Genomic DNA, 18,114 nt, shown 5'->3' on the forward strand with positions numbered 1-18,114 from the left:
TGTGAAGGATGGATAATGGATGATGAATTTTGGAGTGGATATAACGGAACGTAGTTTTGCATTTGCTGTGAGGATTGTAAATCTGTGTCGCGTTTTGGAGCGTCAGGGGAATGTGTCACGCACATTGGCGAATCAATTGTTGCGTTCCGGGACGTCAATTGGTGCCAATATTGAAGAAGCTCAAGCAGGACAAAGCAAGGCGGACTTTACAGCCAAAATGTCCATTTCACGAAAAGAAGCCCGAGAAACGCTTTATTGGCTGAGGTTGCTTGTAGAGAGTGAAACAATCCCAGAAAGCAGACTAACCGAACTCATTAAGGAAGCCGATGAACTTGTCCGTATCCTAACAAGCATCGTCAAAACCGCTCAAACAGGTAAAAAGAATGGCAAATAAAACATCATCATTCAAAAACAATTCAGCATCCAGAATTTATAACTCAGAATTCAAAAATAATTCATCATTCATCCCTCATCATTCAGAATTCAAAAAATTCACCGAATCCCAACTCGAAGTCGCCATCATCGAACTTCTCGGAGAAATGGGATACCCTCATATCCTTGGAGAAACCATCCACCGGCAGCCGGAAGAGGTGTTGATCAAGGCTGATCTACGGGCATTTCTCTCCCGCCAGTATGCAGCAGATGGCATCACATCCAATGAAATCGATTCGGTGATCCGGCAACTGGAAGCCTACTCATCAGCAGACCTCTATGAGAGCAACAAAGCCATCATGAAGCTCATCTCCGACGGTTTTTTGCTCAAGCGGGAAGACCGTGACCAGAAAGATCTCTATGTGCAGCTCATAGACTATTCCGCCTTGACTGCATTCCGAACACCCAAAGCAGGTGAGGTGCCCGAGATCGTGGCTGAAGAACAGTCAGGGTATGGCATGGATACCGGAGTAAATATCTTCAAAATGGTAAATCAATTGGAGATCACCGGGTATGAAAAGCGGATACCAGACGGCATTTTTTATATCAACGGGCTGCCCCTGGTGGTGTTCGAGTTCAAGAGTGCCATCCGGGAAGAGGCAACAATCCATGATGCCTTCACTCAATTGACGGTACGCTACAAGCGGGATATTCCGGAGCTGTTCAAGTACAACGCCTTCTGCATCATAAGCGACGGCATAAACAATAAGGCAGGTTCATTCTTTGCGGCATATGAGTTCTTCTATGCCTGGCGAAAAACCGACGGCAGCGACCTTATAGAAAAAGACGGCATAGACTCCCTTTACTCCATGATCCATGGGCTGTTCCATCCCGTCCGCCTCTGTGACGTAATCCGCAATTTTATATTCCTGCCAGACACATCAAGGAAAGAAGAAAAGATCCTGTGCCGATATCCCCAATACTACGCTGCAACCAAACTTTATCACAATATTCTTGAGCACATCAGACCCCAGGGTGACGGCAAAGGCGGAACCTACTTCGGGGCCACAGGCTGTGGCAAAAGCTATACAATGCTCTTTCTCACAAGGCTTTTAATGAAGAGTGTAGCCCTCTCAAGTCCCACAATTGTGCTAATTACAGACAGAACAGATTTAGATGATCAATTATCAGGGCTGTTTACCGGAGCCAAGGGTTATATAGGGGATGAAACAGTTATAAGCGTGGAGAGCCGTGACCACCTGCGTGATCTGCTCAAGGGGCGTAACAGTGGTGGAGTATTTCTCACCACAATTCACAAGTTTACAGAAAGCACAGAGCTTTTGACCCAGCGAAACAATATTATCTGCATCTCAGATGAAGCCCACCGCAGCCAGGTCAACCTGGATCAAAAGGTAAAAATAACAAAAGAGGGAGTGAAACGCACCTTCGGTTTTGCAAAATACCTCCACGACTCCCTTCCCAACGCCACCTATGTGGGATTCACCGGAACACCCATAGATGCAACATTAGATGTCTTTGGCGAAGTTGTGGATGCCTACACAATGACAGAATCAGTGGTAGATGAAATCACAGTACGCATTGTTTACGAGGGACGGGCAGCCAAGGTGCTGCTGGATAACAGCAAGCTGGAAGAGATTGAAGCCTATTACGCCCAGTGTGAGCAAGAGGGGGCAAGCGACTACGCCATTGATGCCAGTAAAAGGGCAAATCTCCACATGGACGCCATCCTGGGAGACTCTGCCCGTTTGAAGGACTTAGCAGCCGATTTTGTAAATCATTATGAAGCTCGAACAAAAGAGGGCTCAACCATAGCCGGCAAAGCCATGTTTGTCAGCAAAAACCGACCCATTGCCTATGAATTTTATAAAGAAGTGATAGCTTTGCGTCCTGAATGGGCAGAAGTAAAGGTGTGTGCAGATGGGGAGAATTTAACGGCAAAAGAACAAAAAGAGATCATGCCCATGGAGCACATCAAAATGGTTATGACCCGTCGCCAGGATGATGCCCCAGACCTTTACAAAATGCTGGGAACCAAGGATTACCGAAAAGAGCTGGATCGGCAATTTAAAAACGCCAAATCCAATTTCAAAATTGCCATTGTGGTGGATATGTGGCTCACCGGCTTTGATGTCCCCTTTCTGGACACCATGTATATTGACAAGCCTCTCCAGAGGCACAGCCTCATTCAGACCATATCCAGGGTAAACAGGAAGTATCTTCAAAAGGAAAAAGGGTTGATTGTTGACTATATCGGCATCAAGAAACAGATGAATCTGGCATTGGCACACTATTCCAAAGCAGATACAAGCAATTTTGAAGAGATAAAGCAGTCCATTGTGGTGGTAAAGGATCACCTGGATCTGATGCGGGCTATTTTCCATAAGTTTGATACATCCCCCTATTTTTCCGGAGAATCCACAAAACAGCTCCATTGCCTTAACATGGCATCAGAATTTATTCAGCAGACCGGCAAGCTGGAAAAGCGGTTTATGGCACTTACCAAAAGAATGAAAGCTGCCTATGACATCTGTGTCGGGTGCGATGAGTTCACCCAGGACGAGCGGGATCTTTTCCATTTTTATATGGCAGTCCGCTCCATTATCTTCAAGCTCACCAAAGGCAATGCTCCAGATGTTTTTCAGATGAACGCCAGGGTACAGCAGTTAATTTCCGATGCTCTGCAAAGTGATGGAGTGGAAGAGATCTTCAAGATGGGCCAGGGGGACACCACAGAGGTGGATATCTTCGATCCGGACTATCTGGCGAAGATCGACAAGATCAAGCTCCCCAACACCAGGATCAAGATGCTCCAGCAACTGCTTTCCAAGGCCATTGATGAATTTAAGAAGGTGAACAAGCTAAAAGGGGTGGATTTTGCAAAACAATTCAAGTCACTGGTGGAGCGGTACAACGACCGGAGCGAGCAGGACATTCTCAGAAGTGAGGTATTGGAAGATTTTACCGACGAGATCATTAATTTGTACCACGCCATAAAAAAAGAGCGGGAATCCTTTGTCGATATGGGCATTGATTTTGAGGAAAAAGCCTTCTATGACATCCTGAAATCCCTTACCATCAAGTATGACTTTGAATACCCGGAGGATCAGCTCATCACCCTTGCCCAAAATGTGAAGATCATTGTCGATGACAAGGCCAAATACACCGACTGGAGCCAGAGAGAAGACATTAAGGCGGAGCTGAAGGTGGATCTCATTATTCTTTTGGCAGAGCATGGCTACCCGCCCATTGACAGGGATGAGGTTTACAAGGAAATTTTTGAGCAGGCGGAGAATTTTAAGAAGAATCGAGGGTTTATTATTAGAAAGTCTCCATAACATGCTGATATATAACGACTTTCATGTTTCGTTGTGATGCGCCAGCAAACATGGAGGTTTATAATAAAGTCCCCGTAACAGCCTGTTTTAAAACCGACTTTCATCCCTTCGATTGTGGCAGGAATCTGCCATGTATGTCTATATGAAAGTCTCAGTAAGTGGCTGTTTTTAAAACGACTTTCATCTCTTCGATTATGGCGTGAATCCGCCATGTACGTTTATATGAAAGTCTCAGTAAGTGGCTGTTTTTAAAACGACTTTCATCTCTTCGATTGTGGCGTGAATCCGCCATGTACGTTATAGGAATCTGAAAAGATTTTAAGAGGAAATTTGGACATCTTTCATTTCTTGATAATTATTTATTCTGCTGTTTAATAGGGAATTTACTCATATGATAATAGAATTTGAAGCTACAGAATTTGGTGTGCATGAAGAACCTGATTACATTACTTGCGGAGCCTCAAATACCGAATCTGACAAAGATCAACATTACTTTTTTTTGCAAAGATCCTTTGATGAAAATGGCTGGGATGATGGAAAAATTTATTTCGAAATTGATTATAAAGAGAATGGTAACTATGAAATAGTTACAAAATGCATCCTCAATGGAAATTTATTTGACATTAGGTTGCGTAAGGGATGCAACGCAGGAATTGAGAAGATTCTTGTGATTTTGCCAAATCGTTCTGATGAAATTAAAGATTTTGCAAATGGTTTAAAAAAGCTATTTTATAATAATAATATATTAAGAGTAATATAGCTTTTCAGAAAAAAAATTATTTTTTGGTCAAAAAAATTAATGCAGTTAACAGATATTTAGACTTTTCCATGGCATGTTTCATTTTTAACTTTACACTTTTGTGAGTCGTATTCCCTTTTTCAAAGGCTTTACATTTGGAAAGTGTAAAGTATTTTTGGATGAAATAAAGGGCATCTTTCATTTATCGGTTTACACTTTTCTGAACCATGATTTTCATGATTAAGGGATTTTCTTGATTATTCATCATGTTAATCCTTAAATCCTTTAATCATGGTTCAAAATTTTCCGAAAAGTGTAAACTACTTTTGAGCTGATATGAAGGATGCCAAATAAAGGATGCCTTTTCCATTATCAATTTAATTATCTGGAATACGATAGTATGACGAATCATGACAATCAGACAAAAGCATCCGACAGAAGCACCTCACAGTAGCGGCAGAATTGGCTGGACTTTAAATCCACATCCTCAAGACTCCGACAGTAGTGCATTAGGCAGCCTTGATTCTTGCAGTGGCGCAAGTTAAAGGTGTGTCCCAGTTCATGGATGCTCTCCTTGACAATCCGTTCAAATATCTTTTTTTCAGAAAGTTGAAAGTCGGTGTTGAGCCTGTGGGTGGAGACAATGCAGGCCATGCCGTTGAGCTGTGCCTCTCCATAGACATGGGTCAATATGGGAATAAAAAGATCCTTGTCTGTGAGGGCGAGGATTTTAATGCATCTTTCCGGAGCAAGACTGGCCAGCTCTTCCAATATCCGGGTTGAATGGTATTGATCTCTGTCTGGATTAAAGGCAAAATCAATGTGTTGTAGTAATTGAATAACCTTGATGGGATATCCGAAGAAATCGCCCACTGCCTCTCCGACCCTACCGGCAAGTTCCGAAGAGATGCCCTGTGTTGGTGAGACCAGAATAAATGGCAGACCGCCTGTAGTATCGGTCATCACTTTCTCTCCTTTACAGTGGAAATGGATACAAAGTTTTTATTTATGGGCTGCAGTGCGGTCATGCCCCTTACCGTGAAAATGACTATCATTTTTATATTTGGGGGTGATTGATACGCAATCATGCCCGTTTACTCATTTTTTCAGGCTCTCCCTGCGGGGTCTTTTTTCAGATGATAGCGTTTAATTTTACTGTAAAGTGTCGATCGATCAATGCCAAGGAGGGTGGCACATCGTGAGATATTCCAGTCATTTTCCACCAGGGTATTCAGGATATGATGCTTTTCAATGTCGTGCAGCGTGCCGCCTGTTGGATGACTTTTTCCCCTGCATTCTGGTGTGACAATGGGAAGATCCGTTGATTCAATGGTATGACTTCTGCACACCACAACCGCCCGTTCCACGGCATTGGAGAGTTCTCTGACATTTCCCGGCCAGTTATACAGCATAATTTCATCCATGGCCTCCCTGCTGATCCGCTGGACAGGTTTATTGATCTCCTGCACAAATTTGTGGAGAAAATGGTTGGCAAGAAGGGGTATATCCTCTTTTCGTTTTCTCAAGGGGGGCATGGTCATGGCGATGACGTTGAGTCGGTAGTAGAGATCTTCACGAAAGGTACGCTCCTGAATATTTTTTTCAAGATTGCTGTTAGTGGCAGCAATAACCCGGAAATTGGCAGAGATGGGTTGGGTGCCTCCTACCTTGTAAAAAATCTTCTCCTCCAGGACATGGAGCAGATCAATTTGCATGCGCATGGGAACTTCTCCGATTTCGTCAAGAAAGAGGGTGCCGCCGCAGGCCATTTCAAGGCGGCCTTTTCGGGTCTCCTTGGCATCGGTAAATGCCCCTTTCTGATGGCCGAACAACTCGCTCTCCATGATATGTTCTGGAATGGAGCCGCAGTTGACACTGACAAATGGCCCTTCTTTCAAGGGGCTGCTGGTGTGGATGGCTTTTGCGGCCATGCCTTTTCCAGTACCTGTCTCTCCGGTGATCAATACCGTGGATTTGGTCTCCCGTATATCCTGAATAAGATCAAATATCTCCTGCATGGCAGGGGATTGGCCAATCATGCTTTCAAACCGGCTTCGCTCTTTGCACTCCTCCTTGAGGTAGTAGTTTTCACGTTTGCGGGACTGGTGTTCAATCAGTTTTTCAATGAGAACCCCAAGTTCATTGGGATCAAATGGTTTTAAGAGATAATCATAGGCTCCGGCCTTCATTGCCTCCACAGATGAGGGGATGGAACCAAAGGCCGTGATCATGATCACATCAATGTCCGGATAGTGCTCCTTGACATGCTTGAGGACATCCACGCCGCTTATGCCGTCCATTTTGATGTCCACAAGCAGCACATCAAAACTTTGTTTTTTGAGTATTTCAAGGCATTTCTCACCGCTATCGGCGGTCATGATGTGATGGCCGTCCCTTTCAAGCCATCCGGCCAGGGATTCCCGGATAATCAGTTCATCATCCACGATCAAGATTCTGGTTTGATGCATGATCTCTCTCCTGATAAGGTAGCGCACCGTCAAGACTTAATTTTAGGGTTATCTGCAACGTAGAGACAAGGCATGCCTTGTCTCTACAATTAAACGAACTCTAATTTTTAGCTTTGACAATGCAGTAGTAGTGTACTGTCATTAGTATTGTTTAGTTTTCCAGCGCTAATGCAGGTCTTCTGGGGAGGGTAATTTTAAAGGTAGCCCCTTCTCCAGGTCGGGAGTTCACATAGATAGTCCCCCCATGTTCCTTAATGATTCCATAGGCTACAGATAGTCCCAAGCCCACTCCTTTTCCCATCTTTTTAGTCGTGAAAAAAGGGTCGAACAATTTGGGGATGTTCTCCTGGGGAATGCCGATACCTGTATCAGTAAAGCGGATTAACACGCTGTCACTCTTCTCCTGGTATTCCGTGCGCACCGTCAACACCCCGCCCAAGGTCACTGCCATACTTTCAGCAGCATTGGAGATGAAGTTCATGAATACCTGTTTGAGCTGATCTTCGGAAGCATGGCATGGGGGGATTGAAGTGTCTAATTTTGTAATAAGTTTGGTGCCATTTATTTTTAGAAGATTGGCATTGATAAACAGGCTCTCTTCAATCAGGTGGTTTATATCCAATTTTTGGGGTTCAACTTTGGACTGCCTGGCAAATACAAGAAGATTTGAGACAATCCGACTGATTCTGCGGGTTTCTGTCTCCATGAGATTGAGATATTTGGAAAAGAGTTCAAGCTCTTCTGCATGGACAGGCCCCTCTTCAATGATCCGTTTGCTAAGTAAGGTCAGGTTCAAAATGCCGGCCACAGGGTTGTTGATTTCATGCACCACAGAGGCCGACAGTTTACCCAGGGAAGCCATTTTGTCCTGGTGGAGCAGTTTTTCATGGGTGGCATGCAACTGCTTTGTTCGCTCCTCCACCATTTTTTCCAGACGACCTTTAATCTCCTGTTCATCCCGTTTGCGTTTAGTGATATCTCGGCTGATCTCAATAAATTTAGAGATTTCGCCCTTTTTTTTCCAGATGGGAAAAATAGCTAACTCCGCATACCTCTCCCTGCCGTCCGGCCCTTGGCGTGTCAGTTCCACCTGGCAGTGGCGTTTATTGCGAATAACCTTTTCAAGGGGGCAGAGGCGATCACAGTTACTGCTTTTTCGAGTCGCTTCCTTAAAGACTTCATAGCATTTTTTACCAATGACATCTTCACGTGTGCAGTTCATACAGCGTAAAAATGCGTCATTGACTTCAATCACCTCTTTGTCCGGAGATATAATAAGGATAAAATCCTTGATACCGTTTAAAATGGTCTCCATCTCATTGTCTGGAAGGTACATCTTGTAATCCTTTGACATCGTTTAAAAAGTTAAGGGGTAAACAGAAATGAGTGCAATGCAGTAAATCCAAATAGGGAAATTTCTATCCATTTCCAAGATATAAGTAAACGGGCATGAATGATTATGTATCAATCTCCCCCAAGTATAAAAATGATAGTCATTTTTATGGTAAAGGTGTGGTAAAATCAGAATAGTGTGTTGGAAAATCCTACGGTTCCTCTCAATGACAGGCCAGCAGGGCTTCTTCACTTAATATAAAATGGTTGTCAGCATTGAATTCAATTTGGAGTGTGGTTTTTTGCAACAGTATCGCTTTATCACCATAGCAATGGTCATGCAGTGATTATAATCTTAAAAACACTATAAAATCAATTCCTTCCTTGTTGGTTTATCTTTTTTTGTAGGTTTTTTCCTGTTGTGGTACTCATCTTGCTCTATCATAACAGCATACAACACAAAAAAAGAATTAATCATTAGCCATTTTAAGGTTTCTAAATAGTTTTTGACTCATAAGACAAATTTAAAACAGCATTTTAAAAAACCATTCAACTTTTTTAAAAAACGGCATAGAAGCCGGAGGGGGGAGATCATGATACCACATAGAAATACATCACAGGCAACAGATAATAGGGATTTTCAGGGCATGTTGGGAAATCAGGTATGGGCGCTGACATCCGATAAAAAAGACCAGAGCAAACCCTGCATCTGGATGTCATCCGGAGCAGTTGCCAAAAAGCAGTGCAACAACTATTTTGACTGCACATCATGCAAATATGATTCAGCCATGGAGCAACGGGTGGCAGATGGCAAGCAGATAAGCTGGCAGAACAGCATGAGAAAACGAGAGAGCATGGAGAGAACTTGCCGTCACAGCCTGACCATGCGCATTGCACCCCGTGTCTGTGCCTATAACTATAACTGCTCCTCCTGCGATTTTGATCAATATTTTGAGGATGTCATTTCCCAGGGAACAGGCCGTGGGGAGTTTGCCATGCACACCATCAAGGGGTTTGATCTGCCCGAAGGATACTTTTTTCATAACGCCCACACCTGGGCGGTTGTTGAAAATGGCGGTTCCATAAAAGTGGGGCTGGACGATTTTGCCTTAAAACTCCTCGGAGAGGCCGATGCTCTGGATCTTCCCCTCACCGGAAAAGAACTTAAGCGCAATGTTGCCGGATGGGGATTGAGACGAAAGGATCATCTTGCCGATGTTTTGGCTCCGGTTAACGGTGTTATTGTTCAGGTCAATGAGAAGGTCAGAAGAGATCCAGGACGTGCCAACAGAGATCCTTATGGTGATGGCTGGCTCTTCAGTGTCCATAATTCCGATATCAAGGGGACGATGAAAGCTTTGATGGATCACCAAGAGAGCATGGCCTGGACAGGAGAAGAGGTAAATCGCCTGGAAGAGATGATCGAAACGGTGGCAGGTCCCATGGCAACAGACGGTGGAATCCTGAGACCTGATATTTACGGCAATCTTCCGGGGCTTGACTGGCATCAGTTGACACGGGTCTTCCTTAAAAACAGGTGATTTAAAATAGATGCTCTTGTCAAAAGTCCAATGTCAGTAATTTTTTACCGTGAAAATAAGGCATCCTTCATATCAACCCAAAAGTAGTTTACACTTTTCGGAAAATTTTTGAACCATGATTAAAGGATTTAAAGATTAACATGATGAAAAATCAGGATAATCCCTTAATCATGAAAATCATGGTTCTGACAAAGTGTAAACAGGCAAATGAAAGATGCCGAAAATAACTATTATTTTTATATTTGGGGGTAATTGATACGTAATCAATCATGCCTGTTTAATATTGTAATATGCTGAATTCATTAATAGCGTTTATTGAGATTTTGACTTTTTACAGGGGCATCAAAATAGGGTGACGCCATGGAACATGAAAATGAAATTACACTGTGGGAAAATCGGTTGCAGAGCGTAGGGTTTACCCGAAATGCCTGCATTCACCACTTGAAAGGTTACATTGAGTACAGGATCTGTGAATTGGATTATCGTTGTGCAAGCTGTGAATTTGACCAGTATTTCCAGGATCAATATCGGGTTCATACCGTGATGGAACCTGTCAATTATCATAGCATTGACGGGATATCCTTTCCAACAGGATACTATCTAACCAGGGGACACGCCTGGGTGAAACTTGAAGAGGATCAGGAGGTTAGGGTGGGCATGGATGATTTTGTGCTCCGTCTGCTGGGACCACCAGATAGAATTGATCTTCCCCTAATAGGAAAAAAGGTGGTAAAAGGGGGGCAATTGCTCCGATTTTGCAGGGGAGAAAAGAGTGCATCAATTTTGTCACCAGTGACCGGTGTGGTGACGGCAGTTAACCGAGATGTTCTTAAAAAGAGGGGAGCTGCCAATCTCAGTCCCTACTGCAACGGCTGGATGGTGATGGTGCAGTGTGAGCAACTGCGGGAGGATATAAAGGAGATGTTGTTCATGGAGGAGAGCCGAGCATATCTTCATGAACACATCGAAACCCTTTATGATATATTGGAGGCAGAGACCGGTTTGATGGCTGCTGATGGCGGAAATCTCGGAGAGGATATTTATGGTAATGCCCCTGGATTGGAATGGGACAGGCTTGTGGAGTGTTTTTTGGGAAATAGCAACAGAGGGGTGGTTTTTTGATGTTACCCTTGCAGTACTTGAAAGCAGATTTTGTTTTTAAAACAATCATCAGATTTAAAGGGCCTTAATCAGGCCCTTTTTTTATGTTTGTTTGGCAAAACCGGTACTCCGTCCATTTGAAATAAAGTGGTGATTTCAGAGATTCATCATTACTGGAAATTATTATTGTCATTTTATGGAGTAACTGGTAATAATTAATTCCAGTTTTTATATAAATCAGAAATAATATTCACCAGATGTTTGCTTATGATTGATTTACTCAAAATCGACATCTTAGTGTTTTTTCAGCAATTATTGAATTTGTCTGAATCAGGATAACCAAGATGGATAGGATGTTCAGGATATATAATCCCGCCTTATCCTGTTAATCCTGGAAATCTTGATTCAGACAGTTTTTAATCCTGGGAATCTTGATTCAGACAGTTTTGACAAGGCTTACAAGATCATAGGTGTTCCCCTGGTGCCTGGTGATATTTGTGAAGTGGATGACACGATGATATCTGTCATGAGAGGTTAAAATGAAATTATTAGAAGAATTTTCAAAGCTTGTTAAAGAATTTGAAAAAGAAGGTCTTCAATATGCCCTTTGCGGAGGGTTAGCTATGGCAGTACACGCATTTCCCCGAGCAACTATGGATATAGATATATTGATAGAGCCGGAAACCCTTGAAAAAACAAAAAAAATAGCAAATTACCTGGGTTTTGAATTTGACACCGGATTGATGGAATTTGCCGGAGGATCTATCCAGATTTATCGCCTTACTAAGATTTTAGCAGATTCATCTGAACCATTGATGCTTGATATGCTCTTATTAACAGAGGAAATTAAAGATGTCTGGGAATCAAAACAAATTTTGTCCTGGGAAGAAGGAAAAATACCGGTTGTATCCCCTGAAGGTTTAATTAAACTGAAATCAATGCGTTCAAGTGGGCAAGACCTGGATGATATAGAAAAATTAAAGGGGATAAACAATGAAAGTTGATATGAGCCCAAAGGCAATAACTGCGAGGCTTAAAGCTACAAGTGAATTAAGGGATCTCTGCATTGCTTTAGGGGGAGATCGTTTGAGAGAGAAGATTTTCTCAACACTTTCAGAAGAGTGTCGTCAAAAAATTCTTCTAAAGAAAAAAGAAACACAAAAAAATTCCAGTTTTTTATAAGAAAGTCCCCGTCTTTTAAGGTTCTAAGGACTTTCATGCTTCGTTGTGGCAGGTGTGTCTGCCATGGCCGTTATATAAATCAGAAATAATATTCACCAAGTGTTTACTTATGATTGATATATTAAAAGAGATAATTCTTGATTTTCAAGAGAGTGAGTTGCAGACAGGTGTGCCAAGGCTGATTCCTGTATCGTCTGTGCCGGGTAAGGCCACAGTTTGTATAGGGGTGCGTCGCAGCGGGAAATCCACATTTATGTTTCAAATCATTAAAAGTATTCTGGATGCAGGGTTTTCTCGTCAGAATATCCTGTATATGAATTTTTTTGATGATCGTTTGCACATGTTACAGTATGATAATTTGGGGTTGATTCTGGAGGCATATTTTTCGCTTTTTCCTGAAAAAAAGAATACCGAAAAGGTTTACTGTTTTTTTGATGAAATTCAGGTCATTCAGGGCTGGGAACCTTTTGTTGATCGTGTGATGCGCACGGAAAAGTGCGATGTCTATATCACCGGATCGTCAGCTCAGATGCTCTCACGCGAAATAGCAACACAAATGCGTGGCCGGGCTCTATCATGGGAAATTTTTCCATTTTCTTTCCGGGAATTTCTTGACTTCAAGGGGATCGAGAGTGACAGCCCGCTTTCAACAAAAAGACGTTTGACCATACAAAAAGAATTCGGGGAGTACTGGGAAACCGGTGGGTTTCCCGAAGTTGCCTCTGTTGAGCGAATGCTCAGAATCAAAATCCATCAGGAATATTGGGGAGCAATGCTCTTCCGTGACCTTGTCGAGCGTCATGATATATCTCACCCCAGAGCGATCACGGATCTTGCACATTGGCTGGTGGACAATATAGGTTCCCTGTACTCTATCAATAATCTGACAGGTTATTTAAAATCACTGGGTCATAAAGCTCCTAAATCCGCTGTTTCCGACTATCTAAAGTGGTTTGAAGATGCATATGTTCTATTTACAGTTCGTATTTTTGATGCCTCGCTATCAAGGGCCAACACCAATCCAAAAAAAATATACTGCATAGACCATGCACTTGTGACCTCCATAAGCTCAGGTATTCTTCTCAATGCAGGCCATCTGTTGGAAAATTTGGTATTCATTGCGCTTCGTCGGATTACGCCGGATATCTTTTATTACAAAACCAAAACAGGCAGAGAGGTTGATTTCATTGCCGGAAGGCAAGGAGAGTCCCGTATGATTGTTCAGGTTTGTGAGTCAATGGCCAATCCTGAGACCCGAAAACGTGAAACCACAGCCCTTATAGAAGGGATGACTGAGTTGAATCTGTCACAAGGCACCATAGTGACCCGTAACGAGGAAGAACAAATAGAGGTCGAATCTGGAATTATTAACGTGTTACCCGTATGGCGGTTCCTTTTAAATTTTTATATGAAAGTCTCCGTAAGTGGCTGTTTTTAAAACGAATTTCATCTCTTCGATTGTGGCGGGCATCCGCCATGTACGTTATAGTATAGGGATTTTCATTTTTTCCCTGCAAAAAATCTACTGACCATGGTTCTGGTTTTTTCTGTCAGCCTAATAATAGTTCCAACGGAGATTTTAGCACTTTCGGCTGCGGCCTCTACCCTGATTCCATTTTCCAGTGCCCTCACCACAGCAGACTGGGCAAAGGATGGCTCCGATGGAATTACTCCATGTGAAAACAACGATTTTTTTACTGGCTCCATACATGAATCCATCCACTGGTAAGCCTTATGGAGTTCTTCATCTGCGAATTCATCCACAAGTATGGGCACTTCTCCCTTGGTAAGTTCAATGAAACCGGCCATAACAGGGATTGTAAACTCTGACGGCCATGGAAAATTTTCTTGTCTGAGGATCAGCTCCGTGATGTAAAAAGGATTGGAGCAGCCGGTTTGCAGTGCAATTTTCCCCTTCTGAGTTAATTCCAAATTATAATCCAAAAACTCTATATCTTGCAAAAACTGGATATTATCTGTCATATGAAACTCAAGGATGGATGAACTGCCTTTCATCTGGTGAAGAGTATCATTATATTGATTTAAAATTTCCCTGATCTTCTTATAGCGCTGCTCCTGGCAGTCACCCTTGTGAGCACATCCATTGCAGGGAAAACTTTCAAGGGCCAACCTGATGTTGGAGTGCTGTTTTTTAGCGGCATGAAGCTCACTGGATTTTTTCACTGATTCAATTTTCAAATCACATTGATCAAGTTCAAATTTGAGTTGCTCTGTTCTTTGGATGAACTTCAGGGCATTTCGAGGGCCGCCGCACATGGCCTGGGGAACCAATTCTGCAAGTTCTGCATGTTTTTCGATCAGAGGCGCAACATCTTTAAATGGATTCTGTTTCACCCACAGACTCATCATGAGGGACTCCTTAATCCCCCTTGCCGTTATTCCTGCAAGCCCAAGAATTGACTGGGTATTGCACTTAAAAGAGCTTTTGATGGCACCAAGGGAAGGAAGCAGATGAATGTCTTTTAGATGGAGTAGATCCATATCCTTTCCATTTGCCAGAATTATGCATCCCTGATCATCTTCCTTGTTCATAGAATCTGCAAGCTGACATATTTTTTTAAAATCAATGCCTGATACCTGTTCTCCCTGGGTTTCTCCTGGTGCCATCATAAGGGATGTGGTGAATATAACGGATTTTACCCTGGTACCCATGGCCCTTGCATCATACATAGTGCTGAAAACTGCATCTATCAAATTAAGGGAGAGCAGCATCTCAACCATCTCTGACCAGGCAGGGTGGTTGCCCCAATGAAAAGCCCCTACCTGTCTGTAGAGTGCTGAAACAACCTTGCTGCGATCCTTTAATTCAGGATAACGGTCAAACATTGCTGTGATCTGGGGATTGGATAACATTTGATTTACATTATCTCTGGTCTTGGGACAGCTCTGTACCGCCTGATCACAAAGCTCAGCCGAAGGCATGATAATTATGGCCGGGGTAAGATTGTCCTGCTTGAGCGTCTCCATGAGCGGTTTAATAAAGGCCTTGGAAGCCGGATATTTTATGGGACGGTTCTCTTTTAGGGTACGTTTGACTCTGGAGGCTATTTTTTTCTTCTGGAGAAGGGGAACCAAATCATATTCCGGGGTGAGATATGCCATTACAGTGTTGCTGTCTGCATCAGAGACAAGCTCCCCCCATGTACCTTCCCGTACTGTTTTAAGCCAATCAAGAATCTCCCCATAGTTGGGTAAAGGCGAGATAAATGCAACAATGGGAATCTCGGAGGGCAATCCAATGAGTATCTGTTCAAGGCAGGTGCCCATGGATTGCTCATCCAGCATATCCAGATTGTCAATCACCAGCAGATCCGGAAGTTTGTTGATCTCTATAGAATAGCTTCCAGGCATCTCTTCCCGATCCGGAGATGGTGTCTCTGTCTCTCCAATGGGATGGATGCGTTCCATCTTTTTGGAGCAGACATCATGGATACTGTTTCTCAATATATCCATTGACCACAAGGTGGCAGGGGAGTTGCCGTCAATGTCAGTAAAGCCTGTTCTGACAGACATGGAACCGCTTCTCAAACCTGCCATTATCCCATGAATCCTGAATTGAGAGAATGTCAGAGGTGAGAAGGCAAGCCAGATAGTCCTTTCTTCCTTGATATATCTGTCCAGAATGTTGGTGAGCAAACCCATCTTATATGCCCCGTCATTCATTGTAATAAGGCAGTTTTTTCTCTTGTGTAATTCATCCATGATGCCGGATGCCTGGGGCAAAGCCTTTTCATGGGCAATATTGTCAGATTTTTTCAGTAACTTTTCAAGTGCTTTGTCCATATGTTTTCACCGCAAATTGTAAGGAGCATACCTGTTGTTAATGTCCATGTCACCAGTTTTAAATAATTAGATATTTGTAAAATGTTTGTGCCATATAGTTTTTCCTTTGTATAGTTTTATCTTCACTTACTCAAAATCGACATTTTATTGCTTTTTTCCATTTACTGAATTTGTCTGAATCAGGATAACCAGGATAACCAGGATAATCAGGATAAACAAGATGTTCAGGATAGATATGCCTTCCTTATCTTTGTTAATCTTGGGTATCCTGATTCAGACAGTATTGACAAAGCTCAAAAGATCATAGTTGTCGTCTTTGAGAATATAGCTAAAGGCGGCCTGTGTAAATAAATTAATCAAATCACTGGAGAATGAGTTCTGTCTAATGTGTTCAAAATTAGGGCGGACTGCTTTTCAGATGGTTTAAAATTCATTCTAACTAAGAGAAGGCAAAAACAAAAGGATTTGTCCTGTTTTTATATTTATTTTAGTTATTATAGTTTTAAAAAAAGTTCTTGACATCCTAAAAATAATAGAATAAATAAAATAAATATAAATAAAATCTCTCTTCTGATATTCTCCACTTCTACTGAAATTGTGCTTTAGTATCTTTTCAAAATCAAAAACAACCCTTTAATTTCAAGCCTTGTTTAAAAAGTTTTCAGGCAAGGCATTAACTTTAACAAGGAGGGCGTATCCATGGAAGATACCATGACCGTATTTACCGCAAGCAAGTACTGCAATGTTTCATCCAAAACCATTATAAACTGGGTGGATGCCGGCCATATTAAGGCATACAAAACCGTTGGCGGACACCGCAGAATCCAGAGAAGCGACCTTGAAAAATTCATGGAAAATCAAGGTATCCCCATTCCCGGCAACCCTGATGAGCAAAGCAGAAAAAAGATCCTTGTGGTGGATGATGATCTCATTATTGTTGAGTCAATTGTCCAGTGCCTTGAGGAGGACGAGTATGACTATGAAGTCATATCAGCATCGGATGGATTTGAGGCAGGGCTTCAGGTCAACCATTTCAAGCCTGATCTTCTTATTCTTGATATCATGATGCCTGATATAAAAGGATATGAGGTGTGTAAAAAGATAAAGAGCACAAAAGAGACAGAGCATATAAAGATTATTGTCCTTTCTGCTTACCTTGATGAGGAAAAATTTCAGCAGATGAAGGACAACGGTGCAGACCTTTGCCTTTCCAAACCTTTGCCGCTATCCCGTCTAAAGGATGAAGTGGCCACATTACTCGAACTTAAATAAAGGAGAATGTCATGAATTTAAAAGAATCCCTGGAAAAAAAGAAATTTGTAGTAACCTCGGAAATCCAGGCTCCCATGGGAGATGACAACCCGGAAGAGCTTGTTGAGAGCCTTAAAAAAATAAGAGGCAGGGTTGATGGTGTGGCCATATCAGATGTGGAGCTTGAAGGTGTTGTGGGAGACAGTATCCAGACCTGTGATCTTCTTAACAAAAACAGATTTAATGCCATTTACCAGACAACCACAAGGGACAAAAATCGTTTTCAACTTCAAAAGGATCTCACCCAGGCCCATGAAACAGGTGTTGAAAATTTGCTTGTATTTACAGAAGATTACCGCATCTCCGGCGACAGCCTTCAGGAGTCCATGTTTTTCCATGTGGATTCCGGCAAACTTGCATCGGTTCTTGAACACATGAAAAGGGGAGAGACCATTGATGGGCATGCTCTGGAAAAGAAAATCGAATTTGTTCTTGGTTCCGGAGTAGAGACACCATGGGGCAAAAATGTTCCTAAAAAAGGGATGGAGGAGATGGAGCAGATGGTGGAAGTTGGTACCGGCTACTTTCTCACAACCCCCATATTTGATGTTGATCAGTTTGAAAAATTCATGAAGCAGGTAAATACCTTTGGAGTTCCAGTTATTGCCGAGGTGATGATTCTCAGAACTGCCGGCATGGGCAAATTCTTAAACCGCCATTTCAAGTCCGGCCTTGTACCTGACTGGGCTATTCAGAAGCTTCTGAAGGCACCTGATAAGACAAAGGCAAGCATTGAGCTTTTTGCTGAAACAGTCAACAATCTTAAAAACCTCTGCCAGGGAATTCACATTATTACAATTGGTGGAGAGGATAAACTTGCACAATATTTAAATGCAGCAAAATTGAAATAAACCCTCATGATTGCGAGGGCTTCACAACGATGCATGAAAGTCATGACATATCAGTAT

General features: G+C 42.5%; 14 protein-coding genes. 10 read left to right on the forward strand and 4 right to left on the reverse strand.

All coding sequences use genetic code 11. From position 1 onward, the window contains the following. Positions 1-19: 19 nt before the first annotated feature. The 3 genes from MTBBW1_RS10615 (at position 20) to MTBBW1_RS10625 (ending at position 4,488) form a co-directional block, all read left to right on the forward strand. Positions 20-394, forward strand: coding sequence for a four helix bundle protein (locus MTBBW1_RS10615; protein WP_087881753.1), 375 nt, complete (start codon positions 20-22; stop codon positions 392-394). Next, entirely contained in the window at positions 384-3,728 is a 3,345-nt protein-coding gene (locus MTBBW1_RS10620; protein ID WP_080803122.1) for a type I restriction endonuclease subunit R, read from the forward strand. The genes MTBBW1_RS10615 and MTBBW1_RS10620 overlap by 11 nt, the downstream gene beginning before the upstream one ends. Before the next feature lie 391 nt (positions 3,729-4,119). Next, complete coding sequence (locus MTBBW1_RS10625; protein WP_080803126.1) at positions 4,120-4,488, forward strand: hypothetical protein; 369 nt, start codon at positions 4,120-4,122, stop codon at positions 4,486-4,488. A gap of 396 nt (positions 4,489-4,884) precedes the next feature. Here the strand turns inward: MTBBW1_RS10625 and MTBBW1_RS10630 are convergent, their stop codons facing one another. From MTBBW1_RS10630 to MTBBW1_RS10640, 3 genes are all read right to left on the reverse strand, one after another. Next, positions 4,885-5,430: an archaemetzincin family Zn-dependent metalloprotease gene (locus MTBBW1_RS10630; RefSeq protein ID WP_080803129.1), complete on the reverse strand. Its 546-nt coding sequence runs from the start codon at positions 5,428-5,430 to the stop codon at positions 4,885-4,887. Between the two features lie 143 nt (positions 5,431-5,573). After that, entirely contained in the window at positions 5,574-6,935 is a 1,362-nt protein-coding gene (locus MTBBW1_RS10635; RefSeq protein WP_080803132.1) for a sigma-54-dependent transcriptional regulator, read from the reverse strand. Between the two features lie 151 nt (positions 6,936-7,086). Continuing rightward, complete coding sequence (locus MTBBW1_RS10640; protein WP_186441206.1) at positions 7,087-8,271, reverse strand: two-component system sensor histidine kinase NtrB; 1,185 nt, start codon at positions 8,269-8,271, stop codon at positions 7,087-7,089. Positions 8,272-8,860: 589 nt separating this feature from the next. Between MTBBW1_RS10640 and MTBBW1_RS10645 the strand changes: the two genes are divergently transcribed. The 5 genes from MTBBW1_RS10645 (at position 8,861) to MTBBW1_RS10665 (ending at position 13,529) form a co-directional block, all read left to right on the forward strand. Then, a complete protein-coding gene (locus tag MTBBW1_RS10645) occupies positions 8,861-9,808 on the forward strand; it encodes a glycine cleavage system protein H (RefSeq protein WP_080803138.1) in 948 nt (315 codons plus the stop codon). A gap of 360 nt (positions 9,809-10,168) precedes the next feature. Then, positions 10,169-10,930 (forward strand): glycine cleavage system protein H, encoded by a 762-nt coding sequence (locus MTBBW1_RS10650; RefSeq protein ID WP_080803141.1) that lies wholly within the window; start codon positions 10,169-10,171, stop codon positions 10,928-10,930. Between the two features lie 518 nt (positions 10,931-11,448). Beyond that, positions 11,449-11,913, forward strand: coding sequence for a nucleotidyltransferase family protein (locus MTBBW1_RS10655; protein ID WP_080803143.1), 465 nt, complete (start codon positions 11,449-11,451; stop codon positions 11,911-11,913). Next, entirely contained in the window at positions 11,903-12,091 is a 189-nt protein-coding gene (locus MTBBW1_RS10660) for a hypothetical protein (protein ID WP_080803146.1), read from the forward strand. Before MTBBW1_RS10655 ends, MTBBW1_RS10660 begins: the two co-directional genes overlap by 11 nt. A 109-nt stretch (positions 12,092-12,200) precedes the next feature. Next, positions 12,201-13,529, forward strand: coding sequence for an ATP-binding protein (locus tag MTBBW1_RS10665; RefSeq protein WP_080803148.1), 1,329 nt, complete (start codon positions 12,201-12,203; stop codon positions 13,527-13,529). Between the two features lie 62 nt (positions 13,530-13,591). Here the strand turns inward: MTBBW1_RS10665 and MTBBW1_RS10670 are convergent, their stop codons facing one another. Next, positions 13,592-15,895: a DEAD/DEAH box helicase gene (locus MTBBW1_RS10670; protein ID WP_080803151.1), complete on the reverse strand. Its 2,304-nt coding sequence runs from the start codon at positions 15,893-15,895 to the stop codon at positions 13,592-13,594. A 699-nt stretch (positions 15,896-16,594) separates the two neighbouring features. On the opposite strand from MTBBW1_RS10670, the gene MTBBW1_RS10675 reads away from it, so the two are divergent. Next, entirely contained in the window at positions 16,595-17,167 is a 573-nt protein-coding gene (locus MTBBW1_RS10675; RefSeq protein ID WP_080803154.1) for a response regulator, read from the forward strand. 11 nt (positions 17,168-17,178) lie between these two features. After that, entirely contained in the window at positions 17,179-18,057 is an 879-nt protein-coding gene (locus MTBBW1_RS10680; RefSeq protein ID WP_080803158.1) for a methylenetetrahydrofolate reductase, read from the forward strand. The last annotated feature ends 57 nt before the right edge of the window (positions 18,058-18,114 follow it).

The organism is Desulfamplus magnetovallimortis (assembly GCF_900170035.1).
GTDB classification, from domain to species: Bacteria; Desulfobacterota; Desulfobacteria; order Desulfobacterales; family Desulfobacteraceae; genus Desulfamplus; species Desulfamplus magnetovallimortis.